Origin of the sequence: Tabrizicola sp. BL-A-41-H6 (genome assembly GCF_050632395.1) — a bacterium.
Lineage (GTDB): Bacteria > Pseudomonadota > Alphaproteobacteria > Rhodobacterales > Rhodobacteraceae > JAUYQR01.
Map to the genome: position 1 here is coordinate 3,015,098 of NZ_CP192600.1, position 18,590 is coordinate 3,033,687.

Consider the following 18,590-nt stretch of genomic DNA (forward strand, 5'->3'; position numbering starts at 1 on the left):
GCCCATGCCCGCGCCGCTGCTGTCCCTTCGCAAGATGACCAAGACCTACGGCCAGACCGTGGCAAATTCCGCCATTGATCTGGACGTGGACGCAGGGTCCATTCACGCGATCCTGGGCGAAAACGGCGCGGGCAAATCGACCTTGATGAAGCTGATCTACGGTGTCGAACGCCCCGACGAAGGCGAGGTGCTCTGGAACGGAGCACGCGTCCACCTTTCCTCCCCGGCCGAGGCGCGACGGCTGGGCATCGGCATGGTGTTTCAGCATTTTTCCCTGTTCGAAACCCTGACCGTGGTGGAAAACATCTCGCTCATCGTGCCGGGGTCAAAGGCGGACCTCGCTGCCCGTATCCGTGCCTTGGGGCAGACCTTCGGGCTGTTGGTCGATCCCTTTGCACATGTCCACGCACTATCGGTTGGCGAAAGGCAAAGGGTGGAAATCATCCGCTGCCTCTTGACCGAACCGCGCCTGCTGATCCTTGACGAACCGACCAGCGTTCTGCCGCCCCAAGCCGTGGGACTGCTGTTCGAGACCCTGCGCCGTTTGCGCGATGGCGGGGTGTCGATCCTGTTCATCTCTCACAAGCTGGATGAAATTCGGGCACTTTGTGACCGCGCCACGATCCTGCGCGGCGGGCGCGTCACCGGGGATGTCGACCCGCGAGAACATGACTCCCACGACCTTGCCCGCATGATGATCGGGCGCGACATGCCCGCGCCACTTCATCTGGCCCCGATGCCTGCGGGCGAGTTGCGGCTGGAACTTGCGGCCCTGGACCACGAATCCGACGATCCCTTCGGCATCGGTCTGGCAGGTGTATCGCTGCGCCTCCATGCGGGCGAGATCTTGGGAATCGCGGGCATCTCGGGCAATGGACAGTCTGAACTGTCGCGCCTGATCTCCGGTGAAATCGTCCTGCCCGCCTCAAGGCGCGATGAAATTCGCATGATGGACAAGCCGGTCGGCCACCTTGGCCCCGCCGCGCGTCGGGCTTTGGGCTTTGCCTTTGTCCCCGAAGAACGCCTTGGTCGCGGCGCCGTGCCGGAAATGAGCCTTGCCGACAACAGCCTTCTTACGGCCCACCCTCTGGGCCTTCTGAAACGCGGGCTCATCGACCGTCAGGCCGAAGCGAAGTTCACCGCCACATGCATCGCGGATTTCGATGTCCGCACCTCGGGCCCCGAGGCCGAGGCAGGATCGCTTTCTGGCGGAAACCTGCAGAAATTCATCATGGGGCGCGAGATTTCGCTGCACCCGCAGCTGCTGTTTGTCGCGCAGCCAACCTGGGGGGTGGATATCGGCGCGGCGACGGCGATCCGGCACCGACTGGTCAAGATGCGAAATGCAGGCGTCGCGGTTCTGGTGATTTCGGAGGAGTTGGAAGAATTGTTCGAAATCTGCGACCGAATCCAGGTGCTCTACAAGGGGTCGCTGTCCCCCAGCCTCGACCCGCGCGGCACAGGACCGGAAGAGATTGGCCGCTGGATGATTGGCGCTGCTGCGGTGGCGCCTTGATCCGCCTTGTCCGGCGTGACCGTGCCTCGCGGCGCATGGCCGTGGCAGCGCCGCTTCTGGCGCTGCTTGCGGCCATCCTGTCGAACCTGATCCTGTTCGTGGCGATGGGCAAGGACCCGGCCGCCGTCTTCTATGCCCTGCTGCTGGAACCCTTCATGACATGGTCGGGCTTTTCCGAGGTTCTGCTGAAGACCGGACCGCTTTTGCTGATCGCCCAGGGGTTGGCCATCGGCTTCCGAGCCAAGGTGTTCAACATCGGGGCCGAAGGGCAGTTCATTTTGGGTGCGATCTTCGCCTCGGCCATACCCGTCTATTTTCCGCAGGCCACGGGCGGCTGGATCTGGCCTGCCATGCTGTTCATGGGGGCCATCGGTGGCGCGCTTTGGGCGATTGTTCCGGCGTTCTGGCGCGTAAGGCTGAACGCGAACGAGATTCTGGTCACCCTGATGATGAGCCTGATTGCAGTGCAGTTGTTGAACTACCTGCTGCTTGGTCCGTGGAAGGACCCCGCAGGGTTCAATTTCCCGCAATCTGTCATGTTCCAATATGACGCGATGATCCCGATCCTGCTGCCCGGCACGCGGGTCAACGTCTCGCTTTTGCTCGCCTTCGTGGCGGCCATGTTGGCTTGGGTCTACATGCAACGCAGCTTTGGCGGCTATCAATTTCTCGTCGGCGGGCTTGCCCCCAAGGCCGCAACCTATGCCGGCTTTTCGCAATCGCGCGCGATCTGGCTTTCGCTGTTGATCGGCGGCTTTGCAGCCGGGCTTGCGGGTGCTGCCGAAGTGGCAGGCCCGATCGGGCAGCTGCAACGCTCGATCTCAACGGGATACGGCTATGCCGCGATCATCGTTGCCTATCTGGGAGGGCTGCATCCCGTTGGCATCGTAGCCTCGTCCCTGCTCATGGCAGCGCTCTACATCGGAGGCGACAACGCGATGGTGTCAGCAGACTTGCCCGTCGCGGCGGTCAGGGTGTTTCAGGGCAGTTTGCTGGTCTGCTATCTGGCGGCCATCACCTTCGTCCGGTTCCGCCTCGTCCGCACAAGAGGAGCACCAACATGAGCGGGATTGAATTCATCCTTGCCGGAATGCTGGCGGCAGCCACCCCATTTCTACTGGCCGCTCTGGGCGAGTTGGTGGTGGAACGGGCGGGTGTTCTGAACCTTGGGCTTGAAGGGATGATGGCCTTTGGCGCGGCGATCGGCTTTATCGTGGTCTACGAGGGTGGCGGCCATCTCGCGGCCTTTGCGGCAGCGGGCTTTGCAGGGGCTGGGCTCTCACTGATCTTTGCGGGCCTTGCGCTCGGCTTGCGCGCCAACCAGGTCGCTGTCGGTCTGGCAGTCGGCATCCTTGGCCAAGGCCTGTCGTCGCTGGTGGGCAATTCCTACGAAAGCCTGACCATCACCGGCCTGCCAAAACTCGCTTTTCCCGGCCTGTCAGATCTGCCGGTGGCGGGGGGCATGTTCGTGCAGGACATTGTCGTCTGGCTGTCGTTGCTTGCTACCGCTGCGATCTGGGCGATGTTCCGCTTTTCGCGCCTTGGGCTGATCTTGCGGGCCATCGGCGAAAACCCTGCCGCTGCGCGCGCCATCGGCTACAGGGTCACCGCCTTGCGGCTTTGGGCGGTACTGTTCGGCGGGGCCATGGCGGGCTTTGCCGGCGCCTATGCCGCAACGGTCTACACCCCGCTGTGGGCCGATGGAATGATTGCCGGACGCGGATGGATCGCCTTGGCGCTGGTGGTGTTCGGCACATGGTTGACCGGCAGGATTTTCTTCGGAGCCTGTTTGTTCGGCGCGGTGTCGTTGGCCAGCCTTGTCGCGCAGACAGAAGGCTGGGCGGTCCCGTCACAACTTTTGTCGAGCTTGCCCTATATCGTCGCCATCGTGGTCCTGGGCATCATCACATCGAACAAGAGACTGCTCAAAATCAACGGTGTGGCCTCACTGGGCGAACCCTTCGGCCCATGACAAGACAGCTTTCGGCTGTGTTTCGGATGCCGAAAGCAGTCAACAGGACGCTGATGAATCGCCCGGTCGCCAAAGAGAGAACCAAGCTTGCACCAAGGGGGGGCGGCTCATGCGTGTAAGGAAAAGAAGCCACCCACCTCGTCGAGGCGGCTCCTGATGGTTACCCCTTGAGTGCCGGCCCCCATCGTCCGCTGTCCGCAATCGCCCGCGCCATCACCGGCAACCGTTGGTCCGGCCCTCTGTCCACAGTCAGAAGCCTGAAGGCTGGATTCTGGCCAAGGACCGTTTCGACGATGGCGGTATGTTTGACGGAACGCTGTTGCGCCCAAGCCTGCTGCCGCTCCCCACAGCGATGGCCACCGACCGGACTGACCCGAACGTAGTCTACGACCGCGCGCGCCTTGGGTAATCTAGAGGTGGCTAACCTTAATGCAGGAATGGAAGGGGGGTGGCCGCACCTCTGGGGCTTTCCGCTTAAGGGCCGACGTCCCCCGTTTTCAGCCCTAAATCGTAACAAAAAGGTTTTTGCCGTGCAGGACCGCTTCCGCCGGCTACCGGTCATCATCGCCCGCCGCACGTACTCCCCAGCCTAAAGGCGCTCCCAGCAAGACCCGAGATACTTCAATCCGTCTCGCAGAACCGCAGGCTACTAGGTTTCTTCTTCCTTCATCCAGTTCACAAGCCAAGCAGACAGTTTTGCCACCCCGTGAAGGGTGATATGTGATCCGTCATAAAACAAAGGATTCTTTCCTTCGAAAACTTTGCAGCTGCCACCATCGCAAAATATCTCACTCGGGTCTAGGAATCGCCCCCCGACAACTCTCTCAATAGATTCATTGACCTCAACCTTTTCCTGTCTTTGCGAAACAGCGAGATCGAACACTTCTTCAAAATTCACTTCATGCAGCTTCCCCTCCGAAAAATCCAAATTCTTCGCGCCAAACACATAAAATCTGCTACCGAATCTTTCAGTAAGTCGCTCCCAGCTTTCCTTAAAAAAATCAGCCTCGAACTTGCGCCAAGAGGAAGCTAGAAATACATAGTCAGCGCGGTCAATTAGCTGCAATACCCGCGCATCGTATTTGTCGCTATCGGTGCAGGCAATTGCGGGCTCAACGGTAGGCTCGCGCTCAAACACAGAACGATCCAGATACAGATTTCCACATCCAGCAGATATGTTCACCGAAGAGAAATTATAGGCGCTGTCAAACGCAAAAATGAGTGAGTTCAATAAATCTCCACTGTTGCTATCACCAATGACAAGAATGTTCTGTTTTTCATTGGTTGGAAACTCATGCATACGCAGAGCAGACATATTTTCCCAAGTAGCGTTATCTCTTTGCATTTCGGCAAATAGATCAACAGTACGCGGATCGAACTTCAGGAAAATATTTCCTTGATGCAAATACGCAAACAAGCCAAATGCGACAAACACACTACCAACAGCACCGCTAGCAGCAAACACACCGACCCGCGTCGCAAGTATCGGGTTTCCTCGCCTCCTAAACGGCTGCTCCACATAGCGCCAGGTTGCCCAAGACAGCGGTAGCACAGCCAAAGCAAGCACAGCCATCAGAACCAGGCTCGGTTCAGTTAAACTACGAAGACGCGCAAACGCAAAAAGGGGCTGATGCCACAAATACGCACTATAAGAAATCAATCCAACGCCAACAAACACGCGCAAGCTCAGTAGTCGCGCAACCCAAGTACCTTCAACTGCAAATAATATAATCAAAGCAGTGCCCACCACAGGCACAAGCGTGTAGACACTCGGAAAAGGTGTGCTCTCGCTATAAGCAAATATCGCGAAGACAATCAGCGCTAAGCCCACTGCACTCATCACGTTACTTGCCTGGCGCGCCTTACCGACAGTCAAAAATGCACAAATCGACCCTGCCAACAACTCCCAGGCACGGGTAGGAGCGAGATAGAAATTTGCACTGGCTTGATTTCTCCAACCCCATTCCGCTAGCAACAAACTCAGCACGGCTATAGCAACGACGCTCCAAAACACACGCTGTCGGCCAAACCGCCACACCGCCAGCAAGAACACTGGAAACAGCAGATAATACTGCTCCTCGACCGCTAAACTCCACGTATGCAGCAAGGGTTTCAGCTCCGCAGCTGGCGCAAAGTATCCATCCTCGCGCCAAAATAAAATATTCGATGCGAAGAACACCACTGCAACCAGACTTTGCCCAAAGGCCTTAAGCTGTGTTGGCAACATCCACATATATGCCAATGGTACGCACGCCAGCATGACAATAAAGAGTGCCGGCAAAATTCTCCGCGCCCTACGTTCGTAAAAGCGCGATATCGAAAAATCGCCCCTCTCTAACTCTGCAATTAATATGCCGGTGATCAAGTATCCGCTAATCACAAAGAATATATCGACGCCGACAAAGCCTCCAGAAAACACGCTAAATCCAGCATGAAAAAGAATGACTGGCAAGACAGCTACGGCACGTAGTCCGTCAATTTCTCGTCTTTACCGCATTCCGCCTCTAGCGCTCAATCCTATGCTTGCATAGCCCAAACCGTTGCATCCTGCCAAGCCTCTTATTCTCTCCGCTTCGCTTCACCTGAGGGCGCGGGTTCAATTGGAAAATTTTGGAGTATGCGCTGGGTCAGGAACCATTGATCGACTTGAGGCTGCCAGTGCAGCGTGAGTCAAGCTCCCGTATTGAAGGAGGCGATGAAGAGCCTCCTCTTATGGCTGTGCTCATCCGGCTGCACGCAACGTGAAGATTGTTGGTGATCCTCTCGCATCAATGGGATCCTCATAGTTTGTCGGATTCGTAGTCAACCTTCCCGCTCTTAATTGGTCATTCTGTGTTGGATGTTGGGCGAAGGTTGGGGAGGCGCGACGTCACATCCGTGATGGATGAACGCACGGCGGGCAACTCAGAAGCGAGGGGAGACTCTTGGGCGAAGTCAGCTCTATGAATATTGATACTTCAGAGACTTATATGCTGAAAATGGCTGTGGTGTCAGACCAATGCGAACCAGTCTCTGTTTGCCCAAACCCGCCCGGCGTCAGGCCGCGCAGAGATCGCGCCACTCGGCGAGAGCGGCGGCGCGGCTGGCCTTGAAATTGGCCCGGCTTGTGAGGGCGCGCTCTCAGTTGAAGTGGTTGTGGACTGAGGAATGGACCGCGAGGCCCTTCTGGGGCGATCGCATCCGGCGAAAGCGGAGCATGGCGCGTTGCCTTCGTCGGAATGGCTGATGCGAGTTCTCCACCCGATTGCTGAGCCAGCGGCCGTTCTCACGATCGCCCTTTATCACCATGTCCTTCACGGCGGCGCCGTAGGAGCCCAGCTTGCCTGTCAACAAGGAATGTGGGTGACCATGTCGCCTTATTGTTTTCGTGGTCGACCGCACGCCAAAGGTAATGCGTGACGGCCGTTGATCTTCACGAAGACCTCGTCCAGATTGCAGCGCCAATGCGGAAGAGCGCGCATCCGGTCAACCCGTCTGCGCCGGATCGCGGAGGCAAACATCGGGCGGAACCGGTTCCACCAGCACCGACGGTCTCATGGCTGACCTCGATGCCGCGCTCATGCAGCAAGTCCTCGACGCTCCTGAGCGAGAGCGGGCAGCGGACGTAAAGCATCACCGCCAGGCGGATGATTTCCGGGTTCATCTTGAAGCAGCGGAAGGGGCGATGTCCGGTCATGGCCAAAGCCTAGCCGACCACCATGCTGGCCTCAAGCCCGGCTTGGGTCTGGGCCAGCAAAGCACGCCATCCGGCCACCCTGCTCCGCTCAAGGAAGTCTCACTGAAGGTGCCGCTTCGGATGCTTTCATCATGCCCCCCCTGAACAGATCCCCAGTCAGGCCGGATCGGGAGAAAAAATCTGAGGATACATGAAGCGCATCGCCTGATCATCGAGCTCCGCCTTGAAGGAGTAGCGATCCTTCAGTGCAATCGCACGTGCGGCTGCGGGGCGGGCGTCCAACTCCGCCATTAGGCGGGCGATGTTGGGATACGACGCCATCGCATCTTCGCCACCCAACATGAGAGGAATCCGCGACGCCCATCCCCAAACCGACATATCCACGATCGTGTAGTCGTCACCCAGCATGTAGCGTCCCCGCGCCAAGCGGTCGTCGACGACGGCCCAGTGGCGACGGGCCTCGAAGTCATAGCGCTTGCGCGAGTAGGCGTTCTCGCCGGGGGCAACATTGCGAAAGTGCACGGCTTGCCCAGAATAAGGGCCGACGCCTGATGCCACGAACATCAGCCACGACAACAGCGCGCCGCGAGTCATTGAGTCTTTGTTTGCAGGCAGGAACTTGCCTGTCTTTTCTGCAAGATACAGCAAGATGGCATTGCTGTCGAAGACCACTGCGTCGCCATCGATGATTGCGGGAACCTTGGCGTTGGGGTTGATTGCCACATAGCCGGGCTCGTGCTGATGCCCGCGCCGCGTGTCTACAGGGCAGGCCTCATATGGCAGGCCGGCCTCTTCAAGGAACAGTGCAACCTTCAGGGGATTGGGCGACGCATTATAGAAGAATCTTATCATTTGCAGGCCATCTTTCCGGGTTCGCATCTGGGCCGACTAGAGACCGCCAATGCAGGTGTATTTGGTTTCCAGATAGTCATCGATGCCCTGCCAGCTACCTTCCTTGCCCAGTCCGGATTCCTTGAGCCCGCCGAACGGAGCCTCGGGCGATACGATCAGAACCTCGTTGATGCCGATCAACCCGTATTCTAGCCGGTCTTGCAACCGGAACATCCGCGACAGGCTTTGCGTATAGGCATAGGCGGCCAGGCCGTAATCGGTGGCGTTGGCGGCGGCGATCGCTTCATCCTCGGTGTCGAACCTGTAGACCGGGGCCACGGGGCCGAAGATCTCTTCGGTCGTGAAGCGCATGTCCGGTCCGGCATTGGTCAGGATGGTCGGCTGATAAAACAGCCCGCCCCGGCTATGCCGTGCGCCCCCGGTGACCAGCGACGCGCCCTTTGCCAAGGCGTCGGCGACGAACTCCTCCATCTTTGTCAGCGCGGCGCTGTCGATCATCGGACCCTGCTCGGCCCCCGGTTCGTTTCCGGGCGCGACATTCAGCGCCGCGACTCGTTCTGCAAAGCGAGCCATGAACCGATCGTGAATGCCCGACTGCACATAAAGCCGGTTGGTGCAGATGCAGGTCTGACCCGCATTGCGGAACTTTGCGATGATCGCACCGTTTACCGCAGCATCCAGATCGGCGTCGTCGAACACGATGAAGGGTGCGTTGCCGCCCAACTCCATTGACATCCTCTTTACCGTGCCTGCCGCCGCCCGCAGCAGTTCCTTGCCGATTTCGGTGGATCCGGTGAACGTGATCTTGCGCACCTTCTTGTTGGCGGTGATCTCGGCCCCGATCTCTCGGGCAGAGCCGGTGACGACGTTGACGACGCCTTTGGGAAACCCGGCCAGTTCGGCCAGATACCCCCAGACCAACCCCGACAAGGGCGTGGCACTGGCCGGTTTGACCACCACGGTGCAGCCTGCGGCGAGCGCCGGACCTAGCTTGCGCGCAAGCATCGAGGAGGGGAAATTCCATGGCGTGATCGCGGCGACGACGCCGACGGGGTGGCGGGTCGTAATCATCTTGCGCCCCGCGACGGGAGACGGGATGACAGCACCATCCGCGCGGCGCGCTTCTTCGGCGAACCACAGCACGTAGGCGGCAGACGATCCGACTTCGGCACGCGCCTCGACCAGGGGTTTGCCTTGCTCGGCGGTCAGCAGCGCCGCCAGACCTTCCTGATTGTCCAGTATCAGCTGGTGCAGCCGCCGCATCAACGCCACACGCTGGCCCAAAGGCATCGCCGCCCAGGCCGGAAACGCATCGGACGCAGCATCGATCGCGCGCCGCGTCTCGACCGTGCCGCTGAGCGGGACCCGGGCGATGACGGAGCCCGTGGCAGGGTCGGTCACGTCGAGCGTCCGACCGCTGTCGGCAGCGATCCAGTCGCCATTCACCAGATTGGCTTCACGGATCAAGGGGGCGAAATCAGTCATGGGGCGTCTCCGATGGAAGGGGAACAAGGGGGTGCGGTCAGGGTGGGGCGGCTCTGCCATGCCCAGGCGGCGACATCGGCATGGGTGGCGAACCAGACAGCTCCACGCGATTTCGCATGGGCGACAAGTTGATCCAGGATCCATATTCGCGACCGGTAACCGATGACGAAAGGATGCATCACAAGCTGGAACAGCCCGCCCTCGTCGAACGCGGCATCGAATTCGCGGCGAAAGATGTCGAACACTGCTTCGGGCGGGGTGAAGGGGCGCGTCGCGGGATCGCGGTTGAACAGGAAATACACTGCGTCATCGCGCATCCACTCGACCGGGACTTCGACCACCCCGGTCGGGGTGCCATTGGTGACAATCTCATAGCATTCATCGTCCGCCATCAGGCTGCTGTCATAGGAAAAACCAAGTTCTACAACCAGATCAATGGTATGGGCGCCAAGATCCCAGTTGGCCGACCGGTGGCCGACCGGTCGTTGCCCGGTCATCCGTTCCAACGCATCGCGCGAGCGCAGCATCAAATCGCGTTCTGTCGCCCGGTCAAGGCGGGAATTGTTCTCGTGAATCCAGCCATGGACGCCGATCTCATGCCCCATTGCGACGATGGGGCGCAGCGCTTCGGGGTCGATCAGCCCGGCCACGGCGGGAGTGAAAAAGGTGGCCGGCACGCCGTGGCGGCCCAACACCTCCAGCACGCGCGGCACGCCGCGCCGACGCCCGTATTCGCCCCAGGCAAGCCGCCCGATCGCCGCACGGCCCTGTCCCAGCTCAAACGTCTCATGGTCGCAATCGAACGACAGCGCCACGGCGCAGCGCGCGCCACCCGGCCAGGCGGACGGGCGTAGCGGCTGGCCTGCGCGCACTCGGTTGACCTGCGCGCGCCATTCGCTTTCCGCCGTCAGCCAGGGCTGGTCGGTGTTCATACTCCCGAACCCAGCACCTCGTGCACGGCATCACGGATAGCTTGAACGACAGTGTCAACCTCGGCTGGCGTGATGCACAGCGGCGGGGCGAACCCAATGATGTCGCCTTCGGGCATCGCGCGGGCAATGACGCCCCTCCGCATCATCGCCGCCGAGATTTTCAGGCTGACGCTCATCGGAGGATCGAACCAAGTGCGGGCAGCCGGGTCTGCCATGAATTCGACCGCCGCCATCAAGCCTTCGCCCCGCACCTCGGCCACATTGGGGTGGTCCGCCAGGGCCGCCTTCAGGCTGGCGTTCAGATAGGGGCCGGTGCTGGCCGCGTTGCCGACCAGCCCCAGATCATCGACCAGTTGCAGCGTCGCCACCCCGGCGGCACAACTGACCGGATGGGCGGAATAGGTCCAGCCATGCGCCAGCGCGCCGAAATCATCCGATCCCTTCATCAGCACATCGAATACCCGCTGCGAGATGATCGAACCCGACAGCGGCGCATAGGCGCTGGTCAGACCCTTGGCGATGGTCATGAAATCGGGTTTCAGTCCGTAATGGATGGAGCCGAACATGCTGCCGGTGCGGCCGAACCCGGTCACCACCTCGTCCGCGATCAGCAGGATGTCGTAACGGTCTAGCACCGCCTGCACCTTTTCCCAATAGCCGGGCGGCGGCGGCACGATGCCGCCGGTGCCCATGATCGGCTCGCCGATGAAGGCCGCGATGGTTTCAGGGCCTTCGGCCTCGATCAGGGCGACAAGGCGGGCGATCAGATGGTCGGTGAACTGTTCGGGAGTCTGCGAGGCATCTTCGCGGCGCAGGTAATGCGGCGTGTCGGTGTGCAAGAACCCCGGCAAGGGCAGGTGAAACCGCGCATGATAGGCCTTGAGCCCTGTAAGCGAGCCCGACACCAGCCCTGACCCATGATAGGCGCGCCAGCGGCTGATGATCTTGCGCTTTTCCGGCTTGCCGCGCAGAATGTTGTAATGCCACGCAAGTTTGACGTTGGTTTCATTGGCATCCGACCCCGAAAGCCCAAAATACACCCGCGCCATGTGGTCGGGCGCGCGGTCCATGATCATCTTGGCCAGCCGGATCGCAGGTTCGTTTCCATGCCCGGCAAAGGCATGAAAGAACGCCAGCTTGTGGGCCTGTTCCGACATTGCATCGGCGATTTCGCGCCGCCCGTATCCGGCGTTCACGCAGTAGAGCGCGCCGAAGGCATCCAGAAACCGGTTGCCGTCGCGGTCTTCAACATAGACCCCGGAGCCCCCTGTGATGATGCGGCCCGGCACATCGCCGCGCGCATGGTTGGCGGTGTGGGTGGTGGGGTGCAGCAGGCAGTCCCTGTCCCACGCCGCAAGCTCGTCATTGATCGAAGGAAGATCCAGCGTCATACCGTACTCTCCAGCCGTGTGTTGGCGATAAACTCGGGAACGCTCGCCTGATTGGGCAGCGTCAGGATGAAGGCGACGATCCCGGCGACGGTTTCCGGCGTCAGCCTGTCCGCCTTGGGCGTGACACCCGGCAAGCCGGAAATCAGGTCGGTGTCGATGGCCCCGGGGCAGATCGCGGTGGCGCGCACGCCGTCATCCCACCCGGCAAAGCGCACGGCAGTGGTCATGGCCAGCAGCGCGTGTTTGGTCATGGTGTAGCCGACCGACACCCCGGCGCGATAGCGCTTGGCATCGGTCGAGGCGATGTTGACCACCCTGCCCTGTCCCGTCTTGCGCAGGTGCGGCAGCGCGGCCCGGATCAACCGGAACGGCGCTTTCACGTTGACCGCCCACAGGTCATCCAGCTCATCCTCGCTACCCTGATCGAAATCGACCATACGCAGGATGCCGGCGTTGTTCACCAGCGCGTCCAGCTTGCCAAAGCGCGCGACGGTGGCATCCACCCAAGAGGCCGCCGTGGCGGGGTCGGTGGCATCGAACGGACAGATCAGCAGCCGGTCGGCCGCGGTTGCAGCATGGCGTGCCGACCCCTTGGCAGGATCGCGCATCCCAAGGGACAGCGACCAGCCATCGGCCAGCAACCGATCCGTAATCGCCGCCCCAAGGCCGCGACCCGCACCAGAGACCATCGCGACCTTTGCCGACATCAAAACAGCCCCTGATACACGCCGCCATCGTTGACGATGTTCTGCCCGGTCATGAAACCCGATTGCGCGGCGCAGAGGAAAGCAACCAGATCACCACATTCCGATGGGTCGGCAAACCTCCCTGCAGGGCAGGATTTCAGTCGGTCTGCAACGATCGCCTCATACGTCGTGTTGCCGCGCTTGGCGTGCCCATGCAGGTTGGTGTGCAGCGCATCGGTGTCAAAAAGGCCGGGGCAGACGGTGTTGATCGTCACATTGTGCGGCATCAGTTCGCGCACCATCCCAGCCACCGCCCCCGACAGCGCCAGACGTGCGGCATGGCTGTGCGCAAAGCCGACTTGGGGAAACTTGATGAAACTGACCGACATGTTGACGATGCGGCCAAACCGGCGGGCCTGCATGCCGGGTGCCACGGCCTGAATCATCTCGACCGATGACAGGAAATGCGTCTCCAACCATTTGCGCCAGTCATCGGCCGTGATCTGGGCATAGGGCGTGGGCACCTGACGCACACCGGGGTTGTTGACCAGGATGTCCGCCTCGCTCCCAGCCGCAGCAAGGATTGCGGCACGGCCCTCGACGGTGTTGAAATCGGCGGCAACGGCGGTGACCGGCACGCCGAATTCAGCACGCAGGGCGGCAGCAGACGCCTCCAGTGCATCCGGCGACCGGGCGTTCAGAGTCAGCGCCACGCCGGCGCGTGCCAGCGACCGCGCGCAGGCAAGGCCAAGGCCACGGCTGGCAGCGGTTACAATCGCCTTGCGGCCGTTCAGTCCCAGATCCATCGGATCCTCCCATCAAGTTCCATACGCCCGGTTTCCGACGCCTGATCGCGCCTCAAGCAACCATCGCACGCGGGGCAAGTATGCGGTCAAGGCCCGCCTCCAGCCCAGCCAGTGCGACCCCGTCAAGCGGCCGCAGCGGCGCACGGGGAAAGCCTCCACCCGGCAGGCCCATAAAGTTCATCGCAGCCTTGGTCGCCGGATAAAGCGTCCGGCCCTCCGACGTGAAGAGGTTGGTCAGCGCGATGCCGGTGCTTTGCAACGCCCAGGATTCGTCCATCCGCCCCGCGCGGGTAGCGTGCCACAGATCCAGACACCCCGGCGCCCAGACGTTTGGGAAACAGTCGATCAGCCCATCCGCCCCGGCCAGAACCGCAGCGACTCCGAACACCGACGACGGCCCGCAGAACACCCGCAGCCGGTCTTTCACCAGATTCAGCGTCGTGTGAAAATTCGTCCAGTTCCCGCTGCTTTCCTTGACGCCGACGACCTTGTCGAGCGCCGCAAGCTGGTTGACGATGTGCGGCGTCAGCGCGTTCCCGGCATTGCCGGGGATGTTGTACAGCAGGATCGGCAGCGGGCTTTCCGCATTCACAGTCTCGAAGTGGCCGATGATCTCGGCCTCGGTCAGGTGGGCGAAATAGGGCGGCATAACCAGAACCCCGTCGGCCCCTGCCTCGGCTGCGCCATGGATCTGTTCGATCACTTCTTCGGGCCTGATCGCCCCGGTCCCAATGATCGCGGGGCCCCGCCCTTCGTTCGCCGCCACCGTCAGCCGCGCTAGGTGCTGCCGCTCTACAGTGGTCAGCGACCAGAATTCACCCGTGCAGCCGACCGACACCATTCCGGTCGCGCCCAGTTTGAACAGCCGGTCGATATTCGCGGCAAATGCCGCCTCGTCGATGGACTTGTCGGCCCGGAATGGGGTGGTGATGGCGGGCATCGGCCCCGACCAGTTAACTGAGTTACGGTCCAAATCTTTCTCCTGTCAGTCTCGTGCAAGGGTGCTGTGTACAAGCTTCGGCAGGTGCGCCACCGTGAGGGCCGACGCATGTGCTGGTATGGGGTGATTCAGGCGCGGGCCGACAGGGCCGGGGCCGAACACATGGGTTTCACGGCCGTCGAGGCCCACCCGGATGTTTTCGCCGACGCGCCAGATCTGGTCCGCCGGAGCGCGGCCGGTAACGCGGATGCCCTCGCCCAGGCGGACAGCGACGATGTTCTCGTGCCCGGTCTGTTCGACCAGCTGCACGATGCCGGACAGCGGACCGGTGCCAAGCGTCACATGTTCGGGGCGCACCCCGATGCAGGCCGGCCCCGCCGTCGCCTCGGCCACAAGCGGTTCCAGCGTCAGCGAGATGCCCGGTGCCAAGAAGGTCCAGTCCCCGCCCTGCCGCCCGATCGTGCCGTCGATCAGGTTCATCGAAGGTGTGCCGATGAAGCCCGCAACAAACCGGTTCGCAGGCGACCGATAGACGGTCTGAGGCGGCGCGAACTGCTGCAACCGGCCATCGAGCATGATGGCGATGCGATCAGACATCGTCATCGCTTCCAACTGGTCGTGCGTCACATAGACCATCGTGCGGCCCAGCCGTGCGTGCAGTTCGACCAGTTCCGCCCGCATGTAGCCGCGCAGCTTGGCATCCAGGTTTGACAGCGGTTCATCCAGCAAGAACACCTTGGGGTCGCGCACCAGCGCCCGGCCCAGCGCCACACGCTGCTGCTGGCCCCCGGACAACTGCTTGGGCTTGCGCTGCAACAGCGGCGTCAGTTGCAGCATCTCGGCCACGCGGGCCACCAGGTCGCCACGCTCGGCCTTGGGCGTGCCGCGCTTTTTCAGCGGATAGGCGATGTTCTCTTCGACCGTCATGTGCGGGTAAAGCGCGTAGGATTGGAACACCATCGCGATGTCGCGCTTGCCGGGCGGCACATCGTTCACGACTTGGTCGCCAATCAGAATCTGTCCGCTGGTCGGAAATTCCAGCCCCGCCAGCATGCGCAGCGTCGTGGTCTTGCCACAGCCCGACGGCCCAAGAAGCGACACGAACTCGCCCTGCTCGATTGCCAGATCCAGCCCCTGAACCGCATTGAACACCCCGAAGCTCTTGCACACATTCGCGAAAACGACATCAGCCATGCATCATCCCTTTACCCCGCCGGCACCGAAGCCGCGGGTCAGATAGCTTTGCAGAAAGGCGAAAACGACGATCAAGGGCAGGCTCATCATCACCGAGGCCGCCATCAGCAGCGACCATTCGATGTTGAAAGACGAGATCAGCATGTTCATCACGCCAGTGGTCAGCGGGCGCGCATCATCGGAATTCACCAGGATCAGCGCGTAGAGGTATTCATTCCAGGACAAAATGAAGGTGAACAAAGCCGTGGATATGATGCCCGGAAGCAGTTGCGGCAGGATGACGTCGACAAACGCACCCATTCGCGACGCACCATCCACCAGCGCCGCCGATTCCAGATCCTGTGGAATGCCTGCCATGAATGAGCGCAACAGCCAAAGCGCATAGGGCAGCGCGAAGGTGGTGTAGGCTATCACCAGGCTCAGGATCGTGTTGGACAGCCCCAGGCTGACCAGCATCAGATAGAGCGGGATGATCAGCACCACCGAAGGCAGCAGATAGGTGAACAGCACCAGAAAGGCGAGGCTTTCCCGACCGCGGTATTTGAAGCGCACAAGGCTGTAGGCACCAAGCGTGGCCACCGTGATCACCACGACAGTCGTCGACAGCGACAGGATCACCGAGTTCTTGAAGTAGGTGAGGAAGTTTGTCTGCGACAACAGCCGCCAGTAATGCTCGAAAGTCGCGGCTTCCGGCAGCATCGTGGGCGGGCGGCGGAACAGCTCGGCACTTGGCTTGATCGAGGTGACCACCATCCAGAACAGCGGAAATGCCACGATCAGAACCATGCACCACGCCATGAGGTTGAAAAGGATGCGGCGGATCATTCCTGCACCTCGCGCGTCCGGCGGATGTAGATGATCATGAACACCAGCATGATGGCCATCATGACCACGGCATAGGCGGCGGCCATGCCCATCTGGTTCATCGCAAAAGCCTCCTTGTAGACAAGCAGCGGGAGGGTCTGCGTCGAGGCCGTGGGCCCGCCGCCTGTCATCAGGAAGATCAGGTCGAATTCCTTGAAGTCCCAGATGGCGCGCAACATGATGATCACGACAAGCACGTCGCGCAGTTGCGGAAGGGTCACATCAAGGAACCGCGCAAACGGACCGGCCCCGTCGATCCGCGCGGCCTCATACAGGTGTTCGGGGATGGTTTGCAGGCGTGCAAGCACGGCAATCACGACGAACGGAAAGTATTTCCAGGCACCGACCAGAATCACGCTGATCATCGCGTTCGGCATCGTGCCCAGATAGTCGATCGGCATGTCGATCAGACCTGCGCTCATCATCAGGTGGTTGAGGATGCCGTAAAGGTCGTTGAACAGCCACTTCCAGACCAGCACAGCCACGACGGTCGAGATGAAGTAGGGAAACAGGATCAGGCTGCGGGCCAGACTGCGGAACCAGATGTTCTGGTGCAGCACCAGCGCCATTCCGACACCGAAGATGATCTGCAAGGACAGCGTCCCCGCAGTCCAGATCAGGTTGTTGGCCAGGGCGGACCAGAATTCACCCTTTGCCAGCAGCGCGCCGTAATTGTCGAGCCCCACCCAGCTGCCTTCCAGCGTCGGGGTGAAGATGTTGAACAGGCTCAGGTAAATGGCGGAAATCAGGGGATAGACGATCACGGCGCAGAAAACCAGAACGGTCGGCGCAATCAACAGCAGACCCAGACGGGAATACTGCCGTTCAAGAACTGTCTGGTCGATGCGTGCCATTTCGCTTTTCCGAAGTTGCAGCGACGGGGCTTCCACCCCGTCGCACGGGCTAGTATCAGCCCTTCATGATCGCTTCGATCGCGGCGGTGGTTTCGCCCAGAACGGTATCGACGTTCTCGCCGTTCAAGACCACGCGCTGCACCAGATCGGCAATCACGTTCGATCCCACGACCTCGCCACCCTTGTCGTTCGACTTGTGCGCCGAAGATTCGTATCCAAGGTTGAAGCCGCCCGCCGCCGCAGAGGCCATCAGATCAACCTCGGGGCCGTATTTGCGGATGATGTCGTTGTCCTGATAGATCGGATTGGCGCTGATCGATTGCAGCACCGGCAGAACGTGACCGGGGGCCGCATGCAACTGCTTGATGTAGCCTTCGGGGTCGAACAGGAAGGCGGCGAACAACTTTGCCGCGTCCTTGGCTTTGGATTGCGCCGGAATGAACACGCTGGGGAAGTCGTTGAAGGTCCAAGGCGCCACATCGGTGGAGATGCGCGGATAGGTCACGCAAGTGATGTGATCGGCGATGCCGGGGTTCTGATCGCGCACGTTGGCCAGAACACGGCCGGTGTAAAGACCGGTCGCGGTTGCACCGCTCACGAAGGCCGTCAGGCTTTCGCCCCAGCTGTAGTTGGTTGCGCCGGGCGGGCAAAGCTCGCGCATTGCCTTGTACATTTCCAGCGCGTTGCGGGTGCCTTCATTGTCGATTGCAACCTGAAGATCAGGGGTGAAGACCTGACCGCCCGCCTGATGGATGAAGCCGATGAAAACGAGGGATGTCATGGAGTTCTGCCCGTACGGAAGCGGCGCGCCATAGATACCCTCCTTTTGCATCGCAGTGCAGGCGGCGCGCAACTCGTCCCAGGTTTCGGGGTTCTTGTCGATGCCTGCCGCGGCCATCAGATCCTTGCGCAGCCACAGCATGTTGGCGGCCGAGTTGCCGATGCCAGTGCCCACGTATTTGCCGTCGGCTGCCTTGAACACCTCGTTGGCGCCAGGATAAAAATCATCGGCGCCAATGGCCGTGATGACATCGTCAAACGGCTCGATCAGGCCATTTGCATAGTAGCTTTGCACGGCAAACGAAGGCAGGTGCGTAACGATATCAGGCACCTCTCCGCTGGAAAACGCGGCGGCAAGTTGCGGCGCGTAACCTTCGTCGGAAGTGGTTTCAAACACGACCTTGATGCCAGGGTGCAGTGCCTCGAAAGCAGCGATCTGGAACTGGTAAGCCTCGACCTGGGCCGGGGCGCCTTGTGGGGACCACCAGCGAAGGGTGACATCCTGCGCGAAGGCGCGGCGCGGAAGCGCGGTCAGCAGCGTTGACGCCACAAGGCCTGTCAGGGCCGTGCGGCGGTTGATTCCGAAGGTTCCGGTAGGCTTCATTGTCATTCTTCCTTCTCCCTGATATTCGTTCTGTTCAC

General features: G+C 60.9%; 15 protein-coding genes and 1 pseudogene. 3 read left to right on the forward strand and 13 right to left on the reverse strand.

The features are described from left to right. Positions 1-4: 4 nt before the first annotated feature. The 3 genes from ACROUL_RS14755 to ACROUL_RS14765 are packed head-to-tail and all read left to right on the forward strand — an operon-like array spanning position 5 to position 3,488. Positions 5-1,516: an ABC transporter ATP-binding protein gene (locus ACROUL_RS14755; protein WP_431300217.1), complete on the forward strand. Its 1,512-nt coding sequence runs from the start codon at positions 5-7 to the stop codon at positions 1,514-1,516. After that, on the forward strand, positions 1,513-2,580 hold the full coding sequence (locus ACROUL_RS14760; RefSeq protein ID WP_431300218.1) for an ABC transporter permease: 1,068 nt from the start codon (positions 1,513-1,515) through the stop codon (positions 2,578-2,580). Before ACROUL_RS14755 ends, ACROUL_RS14760 begins: the two co-directional genes overlap by 4 nt. Continuing rightward, entirely contained in the window at positions 2,577-3,488 is a 912-nt protein-coding gene (locus tag ACROUL_RS14765; RefSeq protein ID WP_431300219.1) for an ABC transporter permease, read from the forward strand. The genes ACROUL_RS14760 and ACROUL_RS14765 overlap by 4 nt, the downstream gene beginning before the upstream one ends. A gap of 649 nt (positions 3,489-4,137) precedes the next feature. Here ACROUL_RS14765 and ACROUL_RS14770 read toward each other — a convergent pair. From ACROUL_RS14770 to ACROUL_RS14830, 13 genes and pseudogenes are all read right to left on the reverse strand, one after another. After that, complete coding sequence (locus ACROUL_RS14770) at positions 4,138-5,967, reverse strand: acyltransferase family protein (protein ID WP_431301317.1); 1,830 nt, start codon at positions 5,965-5,967, stop codon at positions 4,138-4,140. 557 nt (positions 5,968-6,524) lie between these two features. Continuing rightward, positions 6,525-7,164 (reverse strand): annotated as a pseudogene (locus ACROUL_RS14775) (IS6 family transposase). Between the two features lie 156 nt (positions 7,165-7,320). Beyond that, positions 7,321-8,016 carry a glutathione S-transferase family protein gene (locus tag ACROUL_RS14780; RefSeq protein WP_431300220.1) on the reverse strand — a complete coding sequence of 232 codons (696 nt, stop codon included), beginning with the start codon at positions 8,014-8,016 and terminating at the stop codon, positions 7,321-7,323. A gap of 36 nt (positions 8,017-8,052) precedes the next feature. Beyond that, a complete protein-coding gene (locus tag ACROUL_RS14785; protein WP_431300221.1) occupies positions 8,053-9,501 on the reverse strand; it encodes an NAD-dependent succinate-semialdehyde dehydrogenase in 1,449 nt (482 codons plus the stop codon). Further along, on the reverse strand, positions 9,498-10,433 hold the full coding sequence (locus tag ACROUL_RS14790) for a polysaccharide deacetylase family protein (RefSeq protein WP_431300222.1): 936 nt from the start codon (positions 10,431-10,433) through the stop codon (positions 9,498-9,500). The genes ACROUL_RS14785 and ACROUL_RS14790 overlap by 4 nt, the downstream gene beginning before the upstream one ends. Further along, a complete protein-coding gene (locus tag ACROUL_RS14795) occupies positions 10,430-11,824 on the reverse strand; it encodes an aminotransferase (protein WP_431300223.1) in 1,395 nt (464 codons plus the stop codon). The genes ACROUL_RS14790 and ACROUL_RS14795 overlap by 4 nt, the downstream gene beginning before the upstream one ends. Next, positions 11,821-12,531, reverse strand: a complete 711-nt coding sequence (locus ACROUL_RS14800; RefSeq protein WP_431300224.1) for an SDR family NAD(P)-dependent oxidoreductase — start codon at positions 12,529-12,531, stop codon at positions 11,821-11,823. Before ACROUL_RS14800 ends, ACROUL_RS14795 begins: the two co-directional genes overlap by 4 nt. Next, on the reverse strand, positions 12,531-13,316 hold the full coding sequence (locus ACROUL_RS14805; protein ID WP_431300225.1) for an SDR family oxidoreductase: 786 nt from the start codon (positions 13,314-13,316) through the stop codon (positions 12,531-12,533). Before ACROUL_RS14805 ends, ACROUL_RS14800 begins: the two co-directional genes overlap by 1 nt. 52 nt (positions 13,317-13,368) lie before the next feature. Then, positions 13,369-14,289: a dihydrodipicolinate synthase family protein gene (locus ACROUL_RS14810; RefSeq protein ID WP_431300226.1), complete on the reverse strand. Its 921-nt coding sequence runs from the start codon at positions 14,287-14,289 to the stop codon at positions 13,369-13,371. A gap of 12 nt (positions 14,290-14,301) precedes the next feature. Then, positions 14,302-15,450 carry an ABC transporter ATP-binding protein gene (locus ACROUL_RS14815; protein WP_431300227.1) on the reverse strand — a complete coding sequence of 383 codons (1,149 nt, stop codon included), beginning with the start codon at positions 15,448-15,450 and terminating at the stop codon, positions 14,302-14,304. 3 nt (positions 15,451-15,453) lie between these two features. Then, the gene (locus tag ACROUL_RS14820) at positions 15,454-16,275 is read right to left on the reverse strand and encodes a carbohydrate ABC transporter permease (protein WP_431300228.1); all 822 of its coding nucleotides are present in this window, start codon (positions 16,273-16,275) and stop codon (positions 15,454-15,456) included. Further along, a complete protein-coding gene (locus ACROUL_RS14825) occupies positions 16,272-17,168 on the reverse strand; it encodes a carbohydrate ABC transporter permease (RefSeq protein WP_431300229.1) in 897 nt (298 codons plus the stop codon). The genes ACROUL_RS14820 and ACROUL_RS14825 overlap by 4 nt, the downstream gene beginning before the upstream one ends. 55 nt (positions 17,169-17,223) lie before the next feature. After that, entirely contained in the window at positions 17,224-18,558 is a 1,335-nt protein-coding gene (locus ACROUL_RS14830; RefSeq protein ID WP_431300230.1) for an ABC transporter substrate-binding protein, read from the reverse strand. Between the last annotated feature and the right edge of the window lie 32 nt (positions 18,559-18,590).